This is a genomic window from Burkholderia sp. Bp9140, from assembly GCF_003853425.1.
Lineage (GTDB): Bacteria > Pseudomonadota > Gammaproteobacteria > Burkholderiales > Burkholderiaceae > Burkholderia.
Genome location: NZ_QTPQ01000028.1, coordinates 83,932 through 105,909, shown reverse-complemented (window position 1 = coordinate 105,909; position 21,978 = coordinate 83,932). Strand labels below are relative to the sequence as shown.

The window sequence follows — 21,978 nt, the reverse complement described above, 5'->3', positions numbered from 1 at the left end:
CGCGTCGGTGCCTGCCCGCGGGGCCTCGATGACAGAGCGCGAACTGCGGCAATTGCTGTATGCCGCGGCGGAAGCGGCCGTCGACGTCAGCCCGCAGGTGCGGCGCTTGTACGCGGAATACCAGGCCGCGCAGTCGGATGTCGATCAGGCAAAGGGGGCACGCTGGCCGCAATTGCAGTTGAACGGCCAGACGCGCACCGCGCGGTTCGGCTCGAACGCCGGCAGCGCATACGATCCTGGCAACGCGCTGAGCGTGAACCTGACAACGACGCTGTTCGACTGGGGGCGCACCGAGAAATCGATCGGCAGCCGGCGGGAACTCGCGAGTGCAGGGCAGGAACGCTACGTCGCGCAGATGGAAGATTCCGCCTATCAGGTCACGGCCACCCTCGTCGAGCTCGCGAAACAGCGCAACATCGCCACGTTGAGTCAGCGCTTCGTCGACCGGATGACGCACCTCGTGCGGATGCTCGATGAAATCGTCGCGGTCGATCGCGGTCGCGGCAGCGAGCTCACCCAGGCGAGGGCCCGTTTGCTGCAGGCCGAGGCGAGTCGCGATGCGGCGCTGGCGAAATGCCGAACGGTCGAGCTGAATCTTCGCAAGCTGGTGGGCGAGCGGCCGGTGCCGATGCCGACGGATTCGCACTGGCCGTTGCATCCCGGCAATCTCGACCGGCTGATGTCCGCGCTCGATGAGAATCCGCGCATCCGACAGGCGCGCGCCGAGGCGAGTGCAGCCGAGCTGAACCGCGATGCGGTGCGGGCGGCGTCCAGGCCGCAACTGAACTGGGTCGTCAGCACGAATACCGGCCACGATGCCGTCGGGCGCCGCATGCCGTGGCAGACGATGCTGACGGTGACATGGAATGCGTTTACCGGTGGCGCGGCGACGGCGGCGACGGACGCGGCGACGTTCCGTGCGTCGGCGAGCTGGAGTCAGGCCGAACAGATGCGCCTGGATCTCGAATATCAGGTGCGCAGCGCGGAAGACGATGCGCACGCGTTCGGCGAGCGGGCGGATCAGTATCGCGATCTGTCGGTAGAGTCCGCGCGTGTGCGCAGCGCGTTCTTCGACCAGTGGTATCACCTCGGGCGCCGCTCGCTGCTGGACGTGCTGATTGCCGAGAACGACGACTACAACAATCGCGTCAACGAGGTGGCGTACCGATTCGATGGCTATGCCGCGACGCTGCGCGGCTACGCTTCGGCGGGCATGCTCGTGCAATGGTTGCGTGAGGGATGACGCATCGCGCGCCGTCCGCTGCCGGCCGAGCAACGAGGGAATCCATGAATCCAGAATCGATCGACAACTGGTTTGCATTGCCGCCGCCGAGGGCGGCTTCCTACCTCCCCGCCCCCTATGGCGTCCGGCACGGCGTCACCGCTCGCTTCGCGCGCTCGTCGCCGGGGACGGTCTACCTGTCGAACCGCTGTCTGGCTGTCGCTGCCGGTGCGTGCGCGGCCGATTACGGGCACGACAACCTGGCATGGAGCCGCAAGCCGCCGCCGCGCGGCCGCGGTCGCCTCGTATCGGCCGCGATCGGCGGCGCAGTGTTCGGTGCGGTGTTGATGGCGCTGCTCGGCGCGATGATGGCAGGCCGCGGTGCGGAGCCGGGCCCACTCTGGGGAAGCATGCCCACGGGTAAGCGGGCGTCTGCGTCGATCGTTGCGGCCACCCCCGACGCAATCCCGGCGCCGCCTCCAGCGCCGGCTTCGGACGCAACGCCGGCTTTGGCGCCACCGCTTGCGCCGGTGGTCCGTCAGGCGGACACCCAGCCGCATCCGGTCCGCGGGGCGGGCGGGCCTGCGGTACCCGCACCGCGGCCGATGCCGCCTCGGCGCCCCGATATGGAGAACGTGCACACCCGTGAACTGGAGGTAGTGCGGCCGCTATCCGCGAAAGCCGTGGCGCATCGCATGCCGGCGAAACCTCGACCAGCAAAGCCGGCCGATTCGCCCGTATCGGGCGCACCGGACCGGTGCGGCGCCGACTGGCCATGTGGCGACGCACTGCGCGCGTTGCAGGTCGAGTTGAAGCACTGGGAAGCGCGCAAGCCGCTACCGACGGCGGTAGAAAGCAAGGCTGCGGAGACGTCGGTTCGCCTGACCGACCACCGGCGCGTGACGGAGTGGTGATCAAGAGGAGATGAAAGGCACTGCTGGCCCAGGCGCTTCAGTGCCGTGCCGGAATCCGTGTCACGCGTTACTGCAGGATCAGCCGCAAGTGCGCATCGGCCTGCTCGCCGGGCGGCTTCTGGAACCCGCCCTTCGCGAAGCGGTGCCACCGGCCGATCACGTAGCTGACGAGCAGGCTCGCGCGGGCGGCGGGATCGTAGTCGGCCGGCAGCGCGAACGGCATCGCGCCGTCCTGCGGCGCATTCGCCTCCGTGCGTGCGACCCGCAGGCACTGCTTGACGGTCGCCTCGATGCGGTCGAGCAGCTGGTTGACGCGTTCAGTGAGCCGCTCGTCCTCACCAACCAGCGCCTCGCCGGTCAGCACGCGCGTCATCCCCGGGTTCTTCGCGGCGAAATTGAGCATCGTCAGCGCGATCGTGCGCGCTTGCAGCACGCCGTTCGGCTCCTTTGCGACGATCTGGTTGACCAGTCCGAACAGCGCCTGCTCGATGAACTCGATCAGCCCTTCGTACATCTTCGCCTTGCTGGCGAAATGCCGGTAGAGGGCGGCTTCCGACACGTCGAGCCGGGCCGCGAGCGCGGCGGTCGTGATTTTCTCGGGTTTCGGCGCCTCGAGCATCGCGGCGAGCGTCTGCAGGATCATCACGCGCCGCTCGCCCGGCTTCGGGCGCGGGCGCGACGGTGTGGCCTGGTCTTCCGTTACGGCTTGGTCCTGCGGGTAAGTCGGCTGCATTTCTGTCGCCCCGATCGTGTGCCCAGTCGGAGCGATTTTAACGAACGAATGCGCTGGTCGACATAATGCGGGCGGCCGATGTTCGGCAGATGGCCGGGCAGGTGGCCGGTGATCCACACGGTGCCGATGCCGAGGCGCTTGTAGTGCTTCAGGTGGCTGCGCGTGTCTTCGACGAGGATCGCGTCGGCCAGCCGCGCATGCGCGGCGCGCAAAGTCCGGCGCAGCATCGTGTGGTCGGGCTTCGCGCGCCACGTGCGGCGGTCGCGCATGTGCTCGATCGCGATCACGCGCTCGAACAGCCGCTCGATGCGCAGCTCGCGCAATACCGCGCGCGCATAGTTCTCGGGCGCGTTGGTCAGCACGAACTTGCGGCCCGGCAGCGCGGCGATGATGTGCGCTAGACCACGCTCGGCGCGCAGCATCGCGGGCAGGTCGGAGAACGTGTGGACCACCCGCAGGAAGTCGTGCGGATCGATCGGGTGATGGCGCGCGAGGCCGAGGAGCGCCGCGCCGTAGCGCTGCGTGTAGCCGGTGCGCAGGCGGTCGGCTTCGGCGCGCCCGACGTGGAGCGCGTCGATGATGTACTGCGTCATCGCGCGGTTGATCTCCGGAAAGATCGCGTGCGAGGCGTGATGCAGCGTGTTGTCGAGATCGAACAGCCAGACCGGCGCGCCGGCGCGCGGCCGGCTGCGGGAGATGCGCCGGCGTCGCAGCGACGCCGGCAGGTCGAGGCGGGTGGGCGGGCGGCGCGCGCTCAATGCGAGCGGATCATCGTGCCGAACGGCTGCTCGGTCAGGATCTCCAGCAGCACCGAGTGCTCGATCCGGCCGTCGACGATGTGCACCGACTTCACGCCGCTCTTCGCCGCGTCGAGCGCCGACGCGATCTTCGGCAGCATGCCGCCCGAGATCGTGCCGTCCTCGAACAGCGCGTCGATCTCGCGTGCGGACAGGTCGGTCAGCAGGTTGCCGTCCTTGTCCATCACGCCGGGGATGTTGGTCATCATCAGCAGCTTCTCGGCGTTCAGCACCGTGGCGAGCTTGCCGGCGACGAGGTCAGCGTTGATGTTGTACGAGAGACCATCCTCGCCGAAGCCGATCGGCGAGATCACCGGGATGAACGCGTCGTCCTGCAGCGCCTTCACGACTGCCGGGTTGATCGCCTCGACTTCGCCGACCTGGCCGATGTCGATGTACTGGCCCGGGTTGTCACGGTCCGGCATCAGCAGCTTGCGCGCGTGGATGAGGCCGCCGTCCTTGCCCGTCAGGCCCACCGCATGGCCGCCGAAGTGGTTGATCAGCATCACGATGTCCTGCTGCACTTCGCCGCCGAGCACCCATTCGACGACTTCCATCGTCTCTTCGTCGGTGACGCGCATGCCCTGGATGAAAGTGCCGGCCTTGCCGATCTTCTTCAGCGCGTGATCGATCTGCGGACCGCCGCCGTGGACGATCACCGGATTGATGCCGACCAGTTTCAGCAGGATCACGTCGCGCGCGAAGCCTTGCTTGAGCCGCTCTTCCGTCATCGCGTTGCCGCCGTATTTGATCACCACGGTCTTGCCGTGGTAGCGGCGGATGTACGGCAGCGCTTCGGCGAGGATTTCTGCTTTCAGCGTGGGGGCGATCTGCGAGAGGTCGATGGGCTCGGACATGGCGGCGGCTCTGGCTGGGAACGGTTGAAACAGGCCGAATTGTACAGGAGTGGCGCAGCGCAGCATCGGGTTTTTGGGCTGGCCGGACGGCGGATCGCACGGGGCGGGCGCCTCGCGCGGCGGCCCGCCGGCCATGGCGCGGCGCCCCGCGGCGGCGGCGCGGGCGGGGTGGGGCGCGCGCGCGTCCGGACGGGTATTTGCGGGACGCATCGGCCGGATGGCCGACATGCAAAATCCGTCCATCGCGCTATGCTTGTCGCGTGGGGCACCTTCATGCCCGCTTCCGCGATTGAGCCATGACCGATTCCGCCGCCGACGCCCGTTCGACCCCGCACCGCGCGCGCTGTCCGCGCTGCGGGCGGAGCTTCGACTGCGGCGCCCGCACGCAGCCGTTCGAGTGCTGGTGCGCGTCGATGCCGACCCTGCCCGGCAGCGTGCCGCCGGCCGCCGGTACGCGCTGCCGCTGCCCGGAGTGCCTCGCCGACGAGATCGCGCAGCGCATGGCCGGTGCGGCCGGCTGATGGTGCGGGCGCGTGCAACCCGACGCGACGCCGGCTCGCACGGCGGTACCGATCCGGCCCCCGGTAGAGGCGCCGGGCGCTAAACGGGTAAACTGCTCGGATGCAACGAATCACCACCACCGGGCGCGTCAACCTGAGTCACCTGTTCTGGCTGCGCAATCTCGCGATCATCGGCCAGCTTGTGACGATCGGCGTCGTGCAGACCTATTTCGGCGTGCATCTGCCGTTGCCGGCGATGCTGATGGTCATCGCGCTCGAAATCGTTTTCAACGCGCTGACCTGGGTGCGCGTGCTGCGTGCGCGGCCCGAAACCAGTTTCGAGCTGCTCGGCCAGCTGTGGGTCGACCTCGGCGCGCTGTCGGCGCTGCTGTTCCTGTCGGGCGGTACGACCAACCCGTTCGTGTCGCTGTACCTGCCGTCGCTCGCGATCGCGGCGGCCGTGCTGCCGTGGCACCTGATGATCTGGCTCGCGGCGTTCGCGGTCGCGTGCTACGCGGCGCTCGGCTTCGATTCGGTGCCGCTCAACATGGATAACCCGGCGAACCTGTTCGACTACTACCGCACCGGGATGTGGGCGAACTTCATGGTCAGCGTCGGGCTGATCGCGTGGTTCGTCGCGCGCATGTCGAACGCGCTGCGCCAGCGCGATTCAGCGCTCGGCGAAGCGCAGGCGCACCTGCTGCGCGACGAGCGGGCGGTCGCGCTCGGCGTGCAGGCCGCCACCGTCGCGCACGAGATGGGCACGCCGCTGTCGACCATCGCGATGCTCGCGGAAGAGTTGCGCGACGCGGCACGCGCCGATCCGGGGCTGGCGCGCTACGAGGCCGACCTGAAGGTGCTGGAAGAACAGATGACGCTCTGCACGTCGGCGCTCGCGCGCTTGCGCAGCCGCGCGAGCGCACCGGCGAGCCGCCAGCCGGTGGACGACTGGCTCGACACGTTCGTCGAGCACTGGCGCCTGCGGCATCCGCACGTGCAGTTCGAACTGCTCGGCGCGCGCCCGTCGGGCGTCGCGCTCGACGACACGGTCGCGGCCGGCCAGATCCTGACGATCCTGCTCGACAACGCCGCGCGGGCGAGCCCGCATCGCGTGACGCTGGCCGCGAAGCTCGCACACAACGAGCGGACGGCCGACCGGATCGAATTCGAAGTATGCGACGACGGCCCGGGCATTCCGGCCGCGTTGCGCGAATCGCTCGGCGCGATGCCGGTCGACAGCACGCAGGGCGGGCACGGGGTCGGCCTGTACCTTGCTTTCAGTGCGGCCGTGCGCCTCGGCGGTGAGATCGAGCTGTCCGATGTCACGCCACGCGCGGCGGGCGGCAACGGGCGCGCCGGTGGCGGCGCGAACGGTCACGCCGCGGCTGCGGCGGGCCAGCGCACGACCGAACGAGCGGCAGCCACGCCGGACAGCCGTCCAGCCGGCGCGCCGGGCCGCGGCACGCGCGCGGTGCTGCGCCTGCCGGTGGCGCGCATCGCGGCGCCGGCCGCCTCAACCAACACGTAGACGGAGAAACCACATGAGCGAGAACAATTTCCTGGTGATCGACGACAACGAGGTGTTCGCGGGCACGCTCGCGCGCGGCCTCGAGCGCCGCGGCTACGCGGTCCAGCAGGCGCACGACAAGGAGGCGGCGCTGCGGCTCGCGGCCGGCGGCAAGTTCCAGTTCATCACCGTCGACCTGCATCTCGGCGAGGATTCGGGCCTGAGCCTGATCGCGCCGCTGTGCGACCTGCAGCCCGACGCGCGGATCCTCGTGCTGACCGGCTACGCGAGCATCGCGACCGCCGTGCAGGCCGTGAAGGAAGGCGCCGACAACTATCTCGCGAAGCCCGCGAACATCGAGTCGATCCTGGCCGCGCTGCAGACCAACGCCAGCGAAGTGCAGGCCGACGAGGCGCTCGAGAATCCGGTCGTGCTGTCGGTCGACCGGCTCGAATGGGAGCACATCCAGCGCGTGCTCGCCGAGAACAACAACAACATCTCGGCAACCGCGCGCGCGCTGAACATGCACCGCCGCACGCTGCAGCGCAAGCTCGCGAAGAAGCCGGTGCGCCAGTAAGCGGCGCGGCGCCGTCGGCCGGCCGCACCAACGAAAACGGGCGGCCCGCCGGGCCGCCCGTTTCGCATTCGACGCCGCGCGTTACAGCACGTAGCGCGACAGGTCTTCGTCCTGCGACACCTCGCCGAGCGCACGGTCGACATACTGTGCATCGATCATCACGCGCTCGCCGGCGTGGTTGCCGGCCGAGAACGACACTTCCTCGAGCAGCTTCTCGATCACCGTGTACAGCCGGCGCGCGCCGATGTTCTCGGTCTTCTCGTTGACCGCATACGCGATCTCGGCGAGGCGGCGGATGCCGTCTTCCGCGAACTCGAGCTGCACGTCTTCCGTTGCGAGCAGCGCCTGGTACTGCTTGACGAGGCTCGCATCGGTCGCGACGAGGATTGCCTCGAAATCCTTCACCGACAGCGAGTCGAGCTCGACGCGGATCGGAAAGCGGCCCTGCAGTTCGGGAATCAGGTCGCTCGGCTTCGCGAGGTGGAACGCGCCGCTCGCGATGAACAGGATGTGATCGGTCTTCACCATCCCGTACTTCGTGTTGACCGTCGTGCCTTCGACGAGCGGCAGCAGGTCGCGTTGCACGCCCTGGCGCGACACTTCGCCGCCGCTGCCTTCGTTGTTGCGCGACGTGATCTTGTCGATCTCGTCGAGGAACACGATGCCGTTCTGCTCGACGTTCTGCACGGCCTTCGTCTTCACTTCCTCGTCGTTGAGCATCTTCGCCGCTTCCTCGTCGGTCAGCAGCTTCAGCGCCTCCTTGATCTTCACCTTGCGGCGCTGCTTCTTGCCGCTGCCGAGGTTCGAGAACATCGAGCGGATCTGCTCGGTCATCTCTTCCATCCCCGGCGGTGCCATGATGTCCATGCCGGCCGACGGCTGCTCGATGTCGAGCTCGACTTCCTTGTCGTCGAGCTGGCCTTCGCGCAGGCGCTTGCGGAAGGTCTGGCGCGTCGCGTTGTTGTCGTCGTTCGCGTGATCGGCGTTGCCGCCGAAGCCGACCGCGCGCGGTTGCGGCAGCAGGATGTCGAGGATGCGGTCTTCCGCCTGGTCGGTCGCCTTGCTGCGCACCTTGCGCATCTCGGATTCACGCGTCTGCTTGACCGAGATCTCGATCAGGTCGCGCACGATGCTGTCGACGTCACGGCCGACGTAGCCGACTTCGGTGAACTTGGTCGCTTCGATCTTGATGAACGGCGCGTCGGCGAGCTTCGCGAGGCGGCGCGCGATTTCGGTCTTGCCGACGCCCGTCGGCCCGATCATCAGGATGTTTTTCGGCGTGATTTCCTGGCGCAGCGGGTCGGCGACCTGCTGGCGGCGCCAGCGGTTGCGCAGCGCGACCGCGACGGCCTTCTTCGCCTTGGCCTGGCCGATGATGTGCTTGTCGAGTTCCGAGACGATCTCGGCAGGGGTCATGGTGCTCATGGTGCGGTCCTTACTCGATCGTTTCGATGATGCGGTTGTGGTTCGTGTAGATGCACATGTCGCCGGCGATCTCGAGCGACTTCTCGACGATCTCGCGCGGCGACAGCGCGGTGTTCTCCGCGAGCGCGCGGGCCGCGGCCTGTGCGTACGCGCCACCCGAACCGATCGCGCAGATGCCGCCTTCCGGATCGAGCACGTCGCCGTTGCCGGTGATCACGAGCGTGGTGGTCGCATCGGCCGTGATCAGCATCGCCTCGAGGCGGCGCAGCATCCGGTCGGTGCGCCAGTCCTTCGCGAGCTCGACGGCCGCGCGGGTCAGGTTGCCCTGGTGCTTTTCGAGCTTCGCCTCGAAACGATCGAGCAGCGAGAACGCATCGGCGGTGCCGCCCGCGAATCCGACCAGTACCTGGTTGTTGTAGATCCGCCGCACTTTCCGCGCGCCACCCTTCATGACGATGTTGCCGAGGGTTACCTGGCCGTCGCCGCCGAGCGCGACCTTGTCGCCGCGCCGGACCGAAACGATGGTCGTGCCGTGAAATTGCTCCATCTGCGTTCCTTGAGAAAAACGGGGAAGAGTCGGGCGGCGCGTGGCGCCGCCGCTTGCATCGCAGTGCACCGGGGAGCGGCCCGGCGCGCGTCCGTTTCATTTTAGGGCGGGCGCCGGGATATCAAGAGGCGGGAGGCAAATCGGTCCGGATGGGAACCGGTGCCGGAAAACAAAAAGCGCGCGGCAGGCCGCGCGCTTTCGGGAAGCAGCGTGTCGGAGCGGAACGCCGCTCGATCAGTCGCCGAACAGCTTCTGGCGCAGCTCGCGGCGCTCTTGCGCCTCGAGCGACAGCGTGGCCGTCGGGCGCGCGAGCAGGCGCGGGATGCCGATCGGTTCGCCGGTTTCCTCGCACCAGCCGTAATCGCCGGAGTCGATGCGGGCGAGCGACTGCTGAACCTTCTTGAGGAGCTTGCGTTCGCGATCGCGCGTACGCAGCTCGAGCGCGTGCTCTTCCTCGATCGTCGCGCGATCGGCGGGGTCGGGCACGATCACCGTCTCGCGCAGGTTCTCGGTCGTCTGGCCTGCATTCTTGAGGATGTCCGCCTGCAACTGTTCGAGCCGATTTTTGAAGAAGGCGAGCTGATCCTCATTCATGTAATCCTTGTCGCTCATCTTCAGGATTTCGGCTTCGGTCAAGAGTTTCTTCGTCATCTGCTTGCTTCTTCAATGTGCGGCAAATCAGCAGATATTGCCTGCACTTTGGGATTACCCGCAACTGCGCTTGCAATCATTTGCGATTTGCCGCCGCGGGGCCGAAAGCCTCTGGAAAACCGGTTCTCAAATACCAGGATAGGCCTGGCGCGGATTTGCGCGCGCGGCGAACCGGTGCTGCGCGGCAGATCACATCGGCCGCGGCCGGGTGGCGGATGGGCGATCCGGCGCGGTTGCGATGCCCGGGTAATGGTTCAGCAAGAACCGGGCCTGTTATTGCCGTACTCCAGCGGGCACGTATTGTAACTGAATCGCAAGCGGGCGCCGTATCGGGTCGATCCCCGTCGGCTGCGCCAATATCTAGAAAATATAACGCGCAAATCGCGAAAAAGCGATGACGGCGAAACCCTTCCCGGAAAAGGCGCCGCGTGACGGCCGCGGCCGCCCGCGAAGGCGGCCGCCCGGAAGGCGCGTGGCGCCGGCCTGGACGCTCAGGCGAGGCAGGCGTCGAGGCCGTCGGTGATCAGGTCCTGCGGCAGGTCGACGCCGATGAACACCATCTTGTTGGTCTTCTTCTCGACCGGCAGCCACTTCGCGGCGAGGTCGCTGCCCATCATCTGGTGCACGCCCTGGAACACGACCTTGCGGTCGACGCCCTTCATGTACAGCACGCCCTTGTAGCGCAGCATCCGTTCGCCGTAGATCTGCAGGATGCCGCCGAGGAAGTCCTCCAGCTTGTTCGGGTCGAACGGGCGGTCGTTGCGGTACACGAACGACTTGATCTTGTCGTCGTGGTGCGCGTGGTGGTGATGGCCGTGGTCGTGATCGTGCGCGCATTGACCGTGATCGTGGTCGCAATGCGCGTGATCGTGATCATGGTCGTGATCGTGGTGATGGTGCGCGTGATCGTCCTCGGCGAGGAAGTCCGGGTCGATCTCGAGCTTCGCGTTCAGGTTGAAGCCGCGCAGGTCGAAGATTTCCTTGATGTCGGCTTCGCCGAAGTTGACGACCTTGATCGTCGCCTTCGGGTTCATGTGCATCAGGCGGTGCTTGAGGTCGGCCACCGTCTGGTCGTCGACCAGGTCCGACTTCGTGATGAACAGGCGGTCGGCGAAGCCGACCTGGCGCTGCACCACTTCGTGCTCGTCGAGCTGCGCGTCCGCGTGCTTCGCGTCGACCAGCGTGATGACCGCGTCGAGCAGGAAATCGTCGGCGATCTCGCTGTCGATGAAGAAGGTCTGCGCGACGGGGCCCGGGTTCGCGAGGCCGGTGGTTTCGATCACGATGCGGTCGAAGTCGAGCTTGCCTTCGCGCTTCTTCGCGGCCAGATCGCCGAGCGCGCGTGCGAGGTCGCCGCGGATCGTGCAGCAGATGCAGCCGTTGCTCATCTGGATGATCTGCTCGTTCGTGTCCTGAACGAGGATTTCGTTGTCGATGTTCTCTTCGCCGAATTCGTTCTCGATCACGGCGATCTTCATGCCGTGCTGTTCGTTCAGGATGCGCTTGAGCAGCGTCGTCTTGCCGCTGCCGAGGAAGCCGGTAAGGATGGTGACGGGAGTGGCCATGTCGGTCGCCTGTGGTTCGTGAATCGGGGTCAAAACCAGGATGTGTGCGTCGCGCCGTCGACTCGCGAGCCGGGGCGCACAACCATCCATTGAAACATACCTGTCAAGCCCTCGCCCGTCGTCCGGACGACGGGCTCGAGCGCGGGCCCGCCACCGGGGCAGGGCCGGCGGACGCGGGTGTGCGCGTAGATCGGGGCGATCAGACGATTTGCAACAGCAGGCCCTTCAGATATTCGCCTTCCGGGAATGCGGCGAGCAGCGGGTGATCGACGCCCGCGCCGAGCCGCTTCAGGATGCGTGCGTCGACCTTCGCGTCGGCCGCCGCGCCCGCGACGATCTTCTGGAACAGGTCCATGTCGATCGCACCCGAGCACGAGTACGTGAACAGCAGGCCGCCCGGACGCAGCAGCTTGAAGCCGCTCAGGTTGATGTCCTTGTACGCGCGCGCTGCGCGATCGACGCTGTCGCGGGTCGGTGCGAACTTCGGCGGATCGAGCACGATCAGGTCGAAACGCTCGCCTTCGTCGACGAGGCGGCGCAGCGTCTTGAACGCGTCGGCGTCGAGCCAGGTCGCGCGCTCGGCGTCGAAGCCGTTCGCCACGACGTTCTGCTGCGCGAGCGCGAGCGCATCGCCCGACGAGTCGATCGACACGACGCGCTTCGCACCGCCCTTGAGCGCCGCGAGCGAGAAGCCGCCGGTGTAGCAGAAGCAATTGAGCACGTCGCGGCCGTCCGCGTATTGCGCGACGAGCGCGCGGTTGTCGCGCTGGTCGACGTAGAAGCCCGTCTTGTGGCCGTTCGGCACGTCGACGTGATACCGCACGCCGTTTTCGTTCGCGATCAGCGTCGCGGGCGGTGCGTCGCCGGCGAGCACGCCGGTGGTCTGCTCGAGTCCTTCCTTGTCGCGGATCGACACGTCCGAGCGTTCGTACACGTTCGGGCAGCCGCTCGCGCCGCTGAGCGCCGCGACGATCGCGTCCTTCCACGCTTCGACGCCCGCGGCCATGAACTGGCACACGAGCTGGCCGCGCGGCGCGGCGCCCGGTTCGGCGGTGTCCGCGATGTAGTAGTCGACGATCAGCCCCGGCAGCCCGTCGGCTTCGCCGAACACGAGCCGCACCGCGCCCGTGCCCGACACCATCGTCGTGCGGTGCGCGACCGCGCGCTGCACGCGGCGCTTGAAGAATGCATGATCGATCGGCTCGTTCTCGTCGAAGCTCCAGACGCGCACGCGAATCTGCGACTGCGGGCTGTAGGCGCCGCGCGCGAGGAAGCGGCCGTCGTGCGCGCGCACGACCACGGTCGCGCCCGGCGCGGGCTTGCCGTCGACGCGGTCGATCGCATTGGCATAGACCCACGGATGCCGGCGCAGCAGCGACTTTTCCTTGGACGGTTTGAGCGTGATGGTTTGCATGATCGGATCGAAAAGGGCCGCGGACGGCGCCGGCCGTTGCCGGTCGCCGCGCGCGGCGGGTCATACGGGACGCGCGTCAGTCGCGCTTCTTCGCGCGCGGATGCGCGCTGTCGTAAATCTTCGCGAGATGCTGGAAGTCGAGCGACGTGTAGACCTGCGTCGCGGCGACGCTCGCGTGGCCGAGCAGTTCCTGCACCGCGCGCAGGTCGCCGCTCGACTGCAGCACGTGCGTCGCGAACGAATGGCGCAGCACGTGCGGGTGGACATTGGCGGGGATGCCCGCGGCGAGCGCCGCGCGCTTCACGCGGTCGCGCACGACGCCCGGCGCCATCCGGTTGCCGCGCACGGACACGAACAGCGGATGCGGATCGTGCTTCACGAATTCGCCGCGCACCGCGAGCCACGCGTTCAGCGCGTCGATCGCCTTGCGGCCGACCGGCACCTTGCGTTCCTTGTTGCCCTTGCCGCGCACGGTGACTTCGGCTTCGGCGAGGTCGAGCCAGCCGGCCGAGCGGTAGCCGTCGGCCTGCGTGTACATGACGTCGAGCCCGACCAGTTCGGCGAGGCGCAGCCCTGACGAATAGAACAGTTCGAGGATCGCGTGATCGCGGATGCCCTCGGTCGTGCCGGCGAGCGGCGCGTCCATCAGCGCCGATGCGTCGTCGACCGACAGCGCCTTCGGCAGGGTTTTGGGGCGCTTCGGCGCGCGCACCGCGGCGACCGGGTTCGCGGGCATCTCGATGCGCTGCGCGAGCCAGCGGTAGAACGCGCGCCATGCGGACAGGCGGTGCGAGATCGAGCGCGCGGACAGTCCGCCCGCATGCGCGCGCGCGACCGCGCCGCGCATGTCGGCGGCCGTCAGCGCGTCGAGCGGGCGGCCGGCGGCGAGCTTCTTCAGTTCGTCGAGTTCGTGCGTGTACGCACGCAGCGTGTGTTCCGACAACTGCCTGACGTGCTTCAGGTTCGACAGGTAGGCGGCGATCGGATCGTCGGTCATTGCGGGCGGAGCGTTCAGTGCGGCAGCAGGCGCGTGAGCGCGGCGCTCGCGAGCGTCGCGATCTGCGCGAGGAAGTCGGTCGCCATCCCGTCGTGGAAGCGGCGCGGATCGGGCGAGCCGAGCACGAGCAGGCCGAAAGCGGGCGCATCGGTGCCGGCGAGCGGCGCGCGCAGCGCGAGCAGCGCGACCGACGTGGCCGCGCCGTCGCCGGCCGGCGCGGCTTCGGCGCCTTCCGCTGCAGTCGCGGCCGGTGCCGCGAGCGCGGGCGCGAGCCACTGGGCGGCTTCGAAGCCGGTGTTCGCGCCGCAGTACGGCGTCGACAGCCCGTTCGTGAACAGGCGCACTTCCTCGCCGACCTGGCGCGCGAAATCGGCCTGCGCGTAGGTGTCGGCGACATCCCACACGCGCAGCGCCGTTTGCGGCACGTCGAACACGTCGGCGATGCCTTCGGCGATCGTGCGCGGCAGCGCGTACGGGTCGCGTTCCGCGATCACGCGCGCGGTCCAGCGGCTGAACTTCGCGGACAGGCTGTCGTTCTCGTGGCCGTAGCGCACGAGTTCGGCGAGCCGGCGCTCGAGATGCTTGTTCTTGTCGCGCAGCATCTCCATCTGCCGCTCCTGCAGCGAGATCGCGGCCTTGCCGTGCGGGTTCGCGAGGCGGATCGTCGCGAGCAGTTCCGCGTGCTGCGCGAAGAATTCGGGATTGGCGAGCAGGTAGTCGGCGACTTCGCGATCGTTCATGTGGCTGGCGCGTTCAGTTATCAAGGACGTTGCAGGGTCAGACGTTCAGGTCGATCTCGCCTTCGAACACGGTCGCGGCGGGCCCGGCCATCATCAGCGCGGCGGCTTCGTCGCGCGCGCCGCCCCAGCCGATCGTCAGCGTGCCGCCGTGCGTGTGCACGGTCACGGGCGAATCGAGCAGGCCGCGCCGGATGCCGGCCGCCACCGCCGCGCACGCGCCGGTGCCGCACGCGAGCGTCTCGCCCGCGCCGCGCTCGTACACGCGCAGCTTCACCTCGTTGCGCGACACGATCTGCATGAAGCCGGCGTTCACGCGCTGCGGGAAGCGGGCGTGGCGCTCGATCAGCGGGCCTTCCACCAGCACGGGATACGCTTCGGTGTCGTCGACGACCTGCACCGCGTGCGGGTTGCCCATCGACACCGTCGAGATCCAGCGCGTCGCGCCGCCGACGTCGAGCGGCCACAGCGTGTCGTTGCCCTCGCTCCGGCCGTCGAGCCCCGCTGCATTGAACGGCACCTGCGCCGGCGCGAACACGGGCGCGCCCATGTCGACGACGACTTCGCCGTTGTCCTGCATCGTCAGCGTGATCAGGCCCTTCATCACCTGCACGCGCACGCTGCGCTTGTCGGTCAGGCCGCGGTCGCTGACGAACTTCACGAAGCAGCGCGCGCCGTTGCCGCAGTGTTCGACCTCGCCGCCGTCGCAATTGAAGATCCGGTACTTGAAATCCGCGCCGTCGACGGTCGGTTTCTCGACGAGCAGCAACTGGTCGGCGCCGATGCCGAAGTGTCGGTTGGCGAGCGCGCGCACTTGCGCGTCGGTGAGCGGCGGCAACGCGCGCGAATAGCCGTCGAGCACGACGAAGTCGTTGCCCGCGCCGTGCATCTTGGTGAACGAGAGTTTCACTGGGTCCGGAATTCCATGGCGAACAAGGCGGTCGGCACGACGGACGCGGCGTGCCGCCATCCCGGGCGGCCTCGTTCGTCGTGCAGATCTCAACCGCAAATGATACATGCAGCCGACAGGGGCGTCCTGCGCGGGCGGGGGCCGGACGTCGTTTGAGTGTCGGAGCGGAACGAGGTCGGCCGATCGGCTGACTGGTTGCGCGGACCGTGAGTGGGCAGATTGAGGTGGTGCGATAGGGCGAGCGTTGCCAGGACAGGTGAATCCGGTGGCACGCGTCCCGCCGTTGCCGGCGCACGGGATGAGCCGCGTGCGTGTTTTCGTACCGGTCAAATTGACAAATCAATCAGGCGATTCGTATAGTCTGGCTATACGCCATGCGGGCCATGCCATCGACATCGCACTCGAGTGTGGGAGGCCCATGATCAAGTCATGGCAGCACAAGGGGCTGGAAGCGTTTTTCACGAACGGGAGCAGGGCCGGCATCCGGCCGGATCATGCGCCGAGGCTGCGGCGCCAGCTTGCCCGTCTCGACATGGCGAGCCAGCCGCTCGACATGAACGTACCGGGCTGGCGCTTGCATGGCCTCGCCGGCGGGCTGGAGGGTTACTGCTCGGTGAGCGTGAGCATCAACTGGCGCCTGACGTTCAGGTTCGAGGGCCCTGATGTCGTTCTGGTCAACTATCAAGACTATCACTGAGGTCATTCAACGCCATGACTCGCATCTTCAATCCGCCCCATCCGGGCGAGGCGCTGCGCGACGATGTCTTGCCGGCGCTCGGCCTGACCGTCACCGAGGCCGCCGCGCAGCTCGGCGTCACGCGCGCGGCGCTGTCGCGCATCCTGCACGGCCACGCCGGCATCTCGCCTGAAATGGCACTCCGTCTCGAGGCATGGCTGGGCGAGGAAAACGGCGGGAAGGCGGATCTGTGGCTCGCGCAGCAGTCGGCCTACGATCTCTGGCAGGCGCGTGCGAAAGGCGTGCCGAAGGTGGCGAGGGTGCAGCGGGCGCGCGCGTGACGGCGCGCCCGCGGGTTCGGCTCAGTAGAGGCTCGGCTCGCCGGGCGGGCGCGTCTTGAAGCGCTTGTGGACCCAGTAATACTGCTCCGGCATCAGCGGAATCTGCTCCTCGAGGAATTCGTTCATCCGCCGCGCGTCGAGATCGTCGTCGCCGGTCGGGTAGTGATTCCACGGCTTGAACACCTTCAGCCGGTAGCCCTTGTAGTTCGGCAGCACCTCGCCGATGAACGGCACGACCTGGGCGCGGCCCGTCTTCGCGAGCCGGCCGACGGCCGTCAGCGTGCACGCGGGCACGCCGAAGAAGGGGACGAACGTCGAATTGCGCAGGCCGTAGTCCATGTCCGCGCCGAGCATCACCGGCTTGCGGTCGCGCAGCCAGCGCAGCACGACGCGCGCGCTGTCCGCACGGCCGACCATCTCGGCGTCGAAACGCCCGCGCGCCTTCTTCGCCTCTTCCTCGAGCACGTCATTCGAGAACGGCTGGTACAGCGATCCGCAGCGACGCTGCAGCGAACGGTTCAGCCAGATCGAGCCGGCTTCGATCCCGACGAAATGCAGGCCGAGGAACAATGTCGGGGGCAGATCGGGATCGGTGAGATCGACCGCGCTGTCGACCTGGATCAGCTTCGCGAGCTTGCGCTCGGAGCCGAACCACTGGACGCTGCGCTCGACGTAGCTGCGGATCGCATGGCGGAAATGCCGGCCCGCCACTTCCTCGCGCCGTTCGTCGCTCCAGTCGGGGAAGCAGAGTTTCAGATTGGTATGTACGATGCGCTTTCGCCGGCTGGGAATCTGGTACAGCAGCCAGCCGAGGCCGTCGCCGAACCGTGCGGTCAAGCCGTACGGCAGCAGGGCGAGCAGCTTCAGCAAGCCGATGGCGAGGTGCGTGCCGAGGCGGCCTAGCATGCGGAATCTCCGTGGGGCCGGCTGGCCGGCACGTTGCGAACAGGGGGGTAGGACAGCGGACGATGCAGCACGTGTGGCGCTCTGTGACAATTCACGAAAGCCGCTATAATACGGGCTTCGCCGAGTTAACTGACAACTTGCGGGGCGAAGCCGGCTGGCGCGAAGCGCGCTGCCCGGTCCTGGTAATCCGCTAAAGCGTCGCCGCTTCAGGCCCAACGAAGCTGGCTACGTGAAACCAACCGTAACCACACAGGAGCCTGAAAAAGTGGCAAACGATTATCTCTTCACGTCCGAATCCGTCTCCGAAGGCCATCCGGACAAGGTCGCGGACCAAATCTCGGACGCGATTCTCGACGCCATCCTCGAGCAGGACAAATATTCCCGCGTAGCGGCCGAAACGCTGTGCAACACGGGTCTCGTCGTGCTGGCTGGTGAAATCACCACGACGGCCAACATCGATTACATCCAGATCGCGCGCGACACGATCAAGCGCATCGGCTACGACAACACCGACTACGGCATCGACTACAAGGGTTGCGCGGTGCTCGTCGCGTACGACAAGCAGTCGCCGGACATCGCGCAAGGCGTCGACCGCGCACATGACGACAACCTCGATCAAGGCGCGGGCGACCAGGGCCTGATGTTCGGTTACGCGTGCGACGAAACGCCGGAACTGATGCCGCTGCCGATCTATCTGTCGCACCGTCTGGTGGAGCGCCAGGCCAGCCTGCGCCGCGACGGCCGCCTGCAGTGGCTGCGTCCGGACGCGAAGTCGCAGGTGACGGTCCGCTACGTCGACGGCCGCCCGGATTCGATCGACACCGTCGTGCTGTCGACGCAGCACGCACCGGACATCGAACTGCCGGCGCTGCGCGAAGCCGTGATCGAGGAAATCATCAAGCCGACGCTGCCGGCCGACCTGATCAAGGGCGACATCAAGTTCCTGGTGAACCCGACCGGCCGGTTCGTGATCGGCGGCCCGCAGGGCGACTGCGGCCTGACGGGCCGCAAGATCATCGTCGACACGTACGGCGGTGCCGCACCGCACGGCGGCGGCGCGTTCTCGGGCAAGGATCCGTCGAAGGTCGACCGTTCGGCAGCGTATGCCGGCCGCTACGTCGCGAAGAACATCGTCGCGGCAGGCCTCGCATCGCGCGCGCTGATCCAGGTGTCGTACGCGATCGGCGTCGCCGAGCCGACCTCGGTGATGGTCAACACGTTCGGCACGGGCCGCGTGTCGGATGCCGTGATCACGAAGCTCGTGCGCGAGCATTTCGACCTGCGTCCGAAGGGCATCATCAAGATGCTCGACCTGCTGCGCCCGATCTACGAGAAGACGGCAGCGTACGGCCACTTCGGCCGCGAAGAGCCGGAATTCTCGTGGGAAGCAACCGACAAGGCACTCGTGCTGGCCGAAGCGGCAGGCGTGGAGCCGGCGGCACGCGTCGCGTAAACGTCGTCCGCCTGAAACGAAAAACCCCGGCATGCCGGGGTTTTTTTACGCGTGCCGAGCGCCGGCGAGATGACGGCGACCGCGACGATCGTGGCGGGTACTGCCCGCCGGCGCGGTGTCAGCGCGCGCTGAAACCGAACCACCCGTTGCTGGCCGCGAGGCGGCGCGGGCGGTTGATGCGGCGCTGCGGGCCGAGCGTGCGGCGCAGCGCGAGCGCGCGCAGCGACGACGGCTTCTGCAGCAGCGAGCGCAGGCCGGCGCGGCGTGCGAACGCCTGCGCGCTCATCATCGAGAAGAACGCGTGGAACCACGCGCGGATGCCGTCCAGCCGGCTGTGCGCGTGCGTGTGCTCGGCGAGCGCCTGCGTGCGGGCACGATGATGGCGCAGCGGGCGGGCGGGAGCGGACGGCACGACGCGCTTCGCAGCGCGGCTGAGACGGGAAGTCAGACGGAATGGCATGTGAACGATGCTTCGCTTGTATGGATGGCGCCCTTGAAGAGCGCACTGGTATGAACGGCCTCGGATGGCGCAACGGATCTTACCGAAACTCGTCGCGCGCCGCGCCCGCCAGAATTGACAGGCCGCGACAGGCTACAGCGGTTTCATGACCGGCAAAAGTCGCGATAAACCCTTGTGCCGCAAGCGTGTTGCCGCATACCGCCTGTCGCTGAGGCTCGTGCCGCGCCGCACAGTTCCCTTGATCCGGATCAAATCGGCGATTGGCATGCCCCTGCGTACGACAATGGCGCTGTTCGCGGCATCCGGCGCCGATTTACAATCGTCACATTCACACAATAAACGTCTGGCATCCCATGTCGTCTCCATTGCAGTCGGAATCGATCCGCGCGCAAGTCGCGGAATTGCGCGAACGCGGTTTTGTAGTCGCGCGCGGCCTCGTCAGCGACGCGCAGTGCGCGGCGATCAAACGCATCGCAGAGCGCCAGTTGCAGGAAGCGGCGGAGCCGATCGAGTTCGAGGCGGACCTGCGCTACCCCGGTGCACCCGAGTCCAAGCATGCGCCCGGCGGGCATACGGTGCGGCGGCTGCTGGATGCCTACACGCGCGATCCGGCGTTCGCCGAGCGCGCGATCGCGCCCGAAATCGGCGCGTGGATGCGCGAGTATTTCGGCGAGCAGCCGGTGCTGTCGCGCGCGCATCACAACTGCATGATGACGAAGCACCCCGCGTACGGGAGCCTGACGGGCTGGCATCGCGACTTCCGCTACTGGGCGTTCGAGCGTCCGGACATGGTGTCGGTGTGGCTCGCGCTCGGGCCGGAAACGAATGAAAACGGCGCGCTCTGGCTGGTGCCGGGGTCGCACACGGCCGAATTCGGGCCGGAAGCGTTCGACGACGCGAAGTTCTTCCGCAGCGACCTGCCGGAGAACCGCAAGATGATCGACGCGGCAATCTGTCCGCCGCTCCAGACGGGCGACGTCGTGTTCTTCCACTGCAACACGCTGCATTCGGCGGGGCAGAACCGCTCCGACCAGGTGAAGTTCTCGCTCGTCTACACGTATCACGGCGTGAGCAACCGGCCGGTGCCGGGCACGCGTTCGGCGACGAAGCCGGAAGTGCAGTTCTAACCGCGGTTCCGACGGCGATGCAGCCGTATCCGTTGCCCGATGCGGCACGGCGGCCGCACCGGCGGATGAAGAAACGGGCGGCCTGGGCCGCCCGTTGCATTTTGCGCGGCCCGTTCGCGCGCGGCGGGCCGTCGCGAGTCGAGTCGCTGCGCGATCAGCGCTTGTTGCCCGGCATCGCGAGGCCGATCAGGCCGATCAGCGAGGCGACGGCACCGCCGGCGATCAGCAGGATCGTCTTCGTGGCGGGCGAACCGGTGAAGAAGCGCGACACGTTGTCGTTGATCGAATGGAACGACTGGCCGCCGAAATACAGCAGCACGACGCCGCCGACGAGCAGTGCAACCGAGATGACCCGGGACATACCAACCTCGCTGTAACGGTGATTCGAGACGCCGCAGTGTAGGCGACGCGCGCGGCCGCGTCCATGGCCGTGCGTGCTCGTGCCACGTTCGCTACCATAACCGTCGTATGTTTCCTTCGCCGCCGGCGCGCGATGTTCGCGTGCGGCGCGCGTCCCTTCCCCGACGTCCTGACGGAACCGATCCATGGCCTACGAAGCAGCTTCCGAACGTTATGCCGACATGCAATACCGCACCTGCGGCAAATCCGGGCTCCAACTGCCCGCCCTGTCGCTCGGCCTGTGGCACAACTTCGGCGACTCGACGCCGCTCGCGACGCAGCGCGAGATCCTGCGCACCGCGTTCGACCTCGGCATCAATCACTTCGACCTCGCGAACAACTACGGGCCGCCGTACGGCAGCGCCGAAACCAATTTCGGCCGGCTGCTGAAGGAGGATTTCCGGCCGTATCGCGACGAGTTGCTGATCTCGACGAAGGCCGGCTGGGACATGTGGCCGGGGCCGTACGGCAGCGGCGGCGGGTCGCGCAAGTACGTGCTCGCGAGCCTCGACCAGAGCCTGCAGCGGATGGGCCTCGACTACGTCGACATCTTCTATTCGCATCGCTTCGACGCGCACACGCCGCTCGAGGAAACGGCCGGCGCGCTCGCATCGGCCGTGCAGCAGGGCAAGGCGCTGTACATCGGCATCTCGTCGTATTCGGCCGCGAAGACGCGCGAGATGGCCGAACTGCTCGCGCAATACAAGGTGCCGCTGCTGATCCACCAGCCGTCGTACAACATGCTGAACCGCTGGATCGAGGAGGATCTGCTCGGTACGCTCGACGACATCGGTACGGGCAGCATCGCGTTCACGCCGCTCGCGCAGGGGCTGCTGACGTCGAAGTACCTGAACGGGGTGCCGGCCGATGCGCGCGTGAACAAGCCGGGCGGCGGGTCGCTGAAGCAGGATCACCTGAGCGCGGACAACCTCGAGCACGTGCACAAGCTCAACGGCATCGCGCAGCGGCGCGGGCAGAGCCTCGCGCAGATGGCGCTCGCGTGGGTGTTGCGCCATGGCCGCGTGACGTCCGCGCTGATTGGCGCGAGCCGCGCGGAGCAGGTGCGTGAGAACGTCGGCGCGCTGAAGAACCTCGCATTCTCGGCCGACGAACTCGCGGAGATCGATCGCTACGCGACCGAAGGCGGGATCAATCTGTGGGAAAAGCCGTCCACCGATCAGGCGATCTGACCGGCGGCAAGGACAGTCGATACGGGATGCGAACGATCGCATCCGGTATCGGAGCGCAAGCAAGCCGTCGCGT

24 protein-coding genes are annotated in these 21,978 nt (G+C 67.4%); 10 read left to right on the top strand and 14 right to left on the bottom strand.

Features of this window, described 5'->3' with window-relative positions; translation table 11 throughout:
• Positions 1 to 28: 28 nt before the first annotated feature.
• The gene (locus DIE21_RS23250) at positions 29 to 1,243 is read left to right on the top strand and encodes a TolC family protein (RefSeq protein ID WP_260426750.1); all 1,215 of its coding nucleotides are present in this window, start codon (positions 29 to 31) and stop codon (positions 1,241 to 1,243) included.
• 44 nt (positions 1,244 to 1,287) lie between these two features.
• A complete protein-coding gene (locus tag DIE21_RS23245; protein ID WP_124499918.1) occupies positions 1,288 to 2,136 on the top strand; it encodes a hypothetical protein in 849 nt (282 codons plus the stop codon).
• Between the two features lie 67 nt (positions 2,137 to 2,203).
• Here the strand turns inward: DIE21_RS23245 and slmA are convergent, their stop codons facing one another.
• The 3 genes from slmA to argB are packed head-to-tail and all read right to left on the bottom strand — an operon-like array spanning position 2,204 to position 4,523.
• On the bottom strand, positions 2,204 to 2,869 hold the full coding sequence (gene slmA / locus DIE21_RS23240; RefSeq protein ID WP_124499917.1) for a nucleoid occlusion factor SlmA: 666 nt from the start codon (positions 2,867 to 2,869) through the stop codon (positions 2,204 to 2,206).
• Positions 2,836 to 3,627, bottom strand: coding sequence for a pyrimidine 5'-nucleotidase (locus DIE21_RS23235; protein WP_124499916.1), 792 nt, complete (start codon positions 3,625 to 3,627; stop codon positions 2,836 to 2,838). The genes slmA and DIE21_RS23235 overlap by 34 nt, the downstream gene beginning before the upstream one ends.
• Entirely contained in the window at positions 3,624 to 4,523 is a 900-nt protein-coding gene (gene argB / locus DIE21_RS23230) for an acetylglutamate kinase (RefSeq protein WP_124499915.1), read from the bottom strand. The genes DIE21_RS23235 and argB overlap by 4 nt, the downstream gene beginning before the upstream one ends.
• 296 nt (positions 4,524 to 4,819) lie before the next feature.
• Between argB and DIE21_RS23220 the strand changes: the two genes are divergently transcribed.
• From DIE21_RS23220 to DIE21_RS23210, 3 genes are all read left to right on the top strand, one after another.
• A complete protein-coding gene (locus DIE21_RS23220) occupies positions 4,820 to 5,044 on the top strand; it encodes a cysteine-rich CWC family protein (RefSeq protein WP_124499914.1) in 225 nt (74 codons plus the stop codon).
• 100 nt (positions 5,045 to 5,144) lie between these two features.
• Entirely contained in the window at positions 5,145 to 6,551 is a 1,407-nt protein-coding gene (locus DIE21_RS23215; protein WP_124499913.1) for an ATP-binding protein, read from the top strand.
• A 13-nt stretch (positions 6,552 to 6,564) separates the two neighbouring features.
• On the top strand, positions 6,565 to 7,107 hold the full coding sequence (locus tag DIE21_RS23210) for a response regulator transcription factor (RefSeq protein WP_011658200.1): 543 nt from the start codon (positions 6,565 to 6,567) through the stop codon (positions 7,105 to 7,107).
• Between the two features lie 81 nt (positions 7,108 to 7,188).
• Here the strand turns inward: DIE21_RS23210 and hslU are convergent, their stop codons facing one another.
• The 8 genes from hslU to dapF all read right to left on the bottom strand — a co-directional run bounded on the left by hslU (position 7,189) and on the right by dapF (position 15,353).
• Positions 7,189 to 8,532: an ATP-dependent protease ATPase subunit HslU gene (gene hslU / locus DIE21_RS23205; protein ID WP_124499912.1), complete on the bottom strand. Its 1,344-nt coding sequence runs from the start codon at positions 8,530 to 8,532 to the stop codon at positions 7,189 to 7,191.
• A 10-nt stretch (positions 8,533 to 8,542) separates the two neighbouring features.
• The gene (hslV, locus tag DIE21_RS23200; RefSeq protein ID WP_124499911.1) at positions 8,543 to 9,079 is read right to left on the bottom strand and encodes an ATP-dependent protease subunit HslV; all 537 of its coding nucleotides are present in this window, start codon (positions 9,077 to 9,079) and stop codon (positions 8,543 to 8,545) included.
• Positions 9,080 to 9,313: 234 nt separating this feature from the next.
• Positions 9,314 to 9,730, bottom strand: coding sequence for an RNA polymerase-binding protein DksA (gene dksA, locus DIE21_RS23195; RefSeq protein WP_006477498.1), 417 nt, complete (start codon positions 9,728 to 9,730; stop codon positions 9,314 to 9,316).
• Positions 9,731 to 10,221: 491 nt separating this feature from the next.
• Positions 10,222 to 11,295 (bottom strand): GTP-binding protein, encoded by a 1,074-nt coding sequence (locus DIE21_RS23185; protein ID WP_124499910.1) that lies wholly within the window; start codon positions 11,293 to 11,295, stop codon positions 10,222 to 10,224.
• Between the two features lie 199 nt (positions 11,296 to 11,494).
• A complete protein-coding gene (locus tag DIE21_RS23180) occupies positions 11,495 to 12,709 on the bottom strand; it encodes a class I SAM-dependent rRNA methyltransferase (RefSeq protein WP_124499909.1) in 1,215 nt (404 codons plus the stop codon).
• Positions 12,710 to 12,785: 76 nt separating this feature from the next.
• The gene (gene xerC, locus DIE21_RS23175; RefSeq protein WP_124499908.1) at positions 12,786 to 13,706 is read right to left on the bottom strand and encodes a tyrosine recombinase XerC; all 921 of its coding nucleotides are present in this window, start codon (positions 13,704 to 13,706) and stop codon (positions 12,786 to 12,788) included.
• 14 nt (positions 13,707 to 13,720) lie between these two features.
• Positions 13,721 to 14,446 (bottom strand): DUF484 family protein, encoded by a 726-nt coding sequence (locus DIE21_RS23170; protein WP_124499907.1) that lies wholly within the window; start codon positions 14,444 to 14,446, stop codon positions 13,721 to 13,723.
• Positions 14,447 to 14,483: 37 nt separating this feature from the next.
• Positions 14,484 to 15,353 (bottom strand): diaminopimelate epimerase, encoded by an 870-nt coding sequence (dapF, locus tag DIE21_RS23165; protein ID WP_124499906.1) that lies wholly within the window; start codon positions 15,351 to 15,353, stop codon positions 14,484 to 14,486.
• A 418-nt stretch (positions 15,354 to 15,771) separates the two neighbouring features.
• Here dapF and DIE21_RS23160 point away from each other — a divergent pair, with 418 nt between their 5' ends.
• Together DIE21_RS23160 and DIE21_RS23155 are read left to right on the top strand one after the other, a co-directional pair.
• Positions 15,772 to 16,050: a type II toxin-antitoxin system RelE/ParE family toxin gene (locus tag DIE21_RS23160; RefSeq protein ID WP_124499905.1), complete on the top strand. Its 279-nt coding sequence runs from the start codon at positions 15,772 to 15,774 to the stop codon at positions 16,048 to 16,050.
• A 14-nt stretch (positions 16,051 to 16,064) separates the two neighbouring features.
• Positions 16,065 to 16,370, top strand: coding sequence for a HigA family addiction module antitoxin (locus DIE21_RS23155; protein WP_124499904.1), 306 nt, complete (start codon positions 16,065 to 16,067; stop codon positions 16,368 to 16,370).
• A 21-nt stretch (positions 16,371 to 16,391) separates the two neighbouring features.
• Here the strand turns inward: DIE21_RS23155 and lpxL are convergent, their stop codons facing one another.
• The gene (gene lpxL / locus DIE21_RS23150) at positions 16,392 to 17,276 is read right to left on the bottom strand and encodes a lauroyl acyltransferase LpxL (protein ID WP_124499903.1); all 885 of its coding nucleotides are present in this window, start codon (positions 17,274 to 17,276) and stop codon (positions 16,392 to 16,394) included.
• Between the two features lie 265 nt (positions 17,277 to 17,541).
• Here lpxL and metK point away from each other — a divergent pair, with 265 nt between their 5' ends.
• Positions 17,542 to 18,729, top strand: coding sequence for a methionine adenosyltransferase (gene metK, locus DIE21_RS23145; RefSeq protein WP_124499902.1), 1,188 nt, complete (start codon positions 17,542 to 17,544; stop codon positions 18,727 to 18,729).
• A gap of 118 nt (positions 18,730 to 18,847) precedes the next feature.
• On the opposite strand, the gene DIE21_RS23140 is transcribed toward metK, so the two are convergent.
• On the bottom strand, positions 18,848 to 19,189 hold the full coding sequence (locus tag DIE21_RS23140) for a hypothetical protein (RefSeq protein WP_124499901.1): 342 nt from the start codon (positions 19,187 to 19,189) through the stop codon (positions 18,848 to 18,850).
• Positions 19,190 to 19,542: 353 nt separating this feature from the next.
• Between DIE21_RS23140 and DIE21_RS23135 the strand changes: the two genes are divergently transcribed.
• Positions 19,543 to 20,316, top strand: coding sequence for a phytanoyl-CoA dioxygenase family protein (locus tag DIE21_RS23135; RefSeq protein WP_124499900.1), 774 nt, complete (start codon positions 19,543 to 19,545; stop codon positions 20,314 to 20,316).
• A gap of 154 nt (positions 20,317 to 20,470) precedes the next feature.
• Here DIE21_RS23135 and DIE21_RS23130 read toward each other — a convergent pair whose 3' ends face one another.
• On the bottom strand, positions 20,471 to 20,677 hold the full coding sequence (locus DIE21_RS23130) for a DUF3185 family protein (RefSeq protein ID WP_059534988.1): 207 nt from the start codon (positions 20,675 to 20,677) through the stop codon (positions 20,471 to 20,473).
• 184 nt (positions 20,678 to 20,861) lie between these two features.
• On the opposite strand from DIE21_RS23130, the gene mgrA reads away from it, so the two are divergent.
• Positions 20,862 to 21,905, top strand: coding sequence for an L-glyceraldehyde 3-phosphate reductase (gene mgrA / locus DIE21_RS23125; RefSeq protein WP_124499899.1), 1,044 nt, complete (start codon positions 20,862 to 20,864; stop codon positions 21,903 to 21,905).
• Positions 21,906 to 21,978 lie beyond the last annotated feature (73 nt).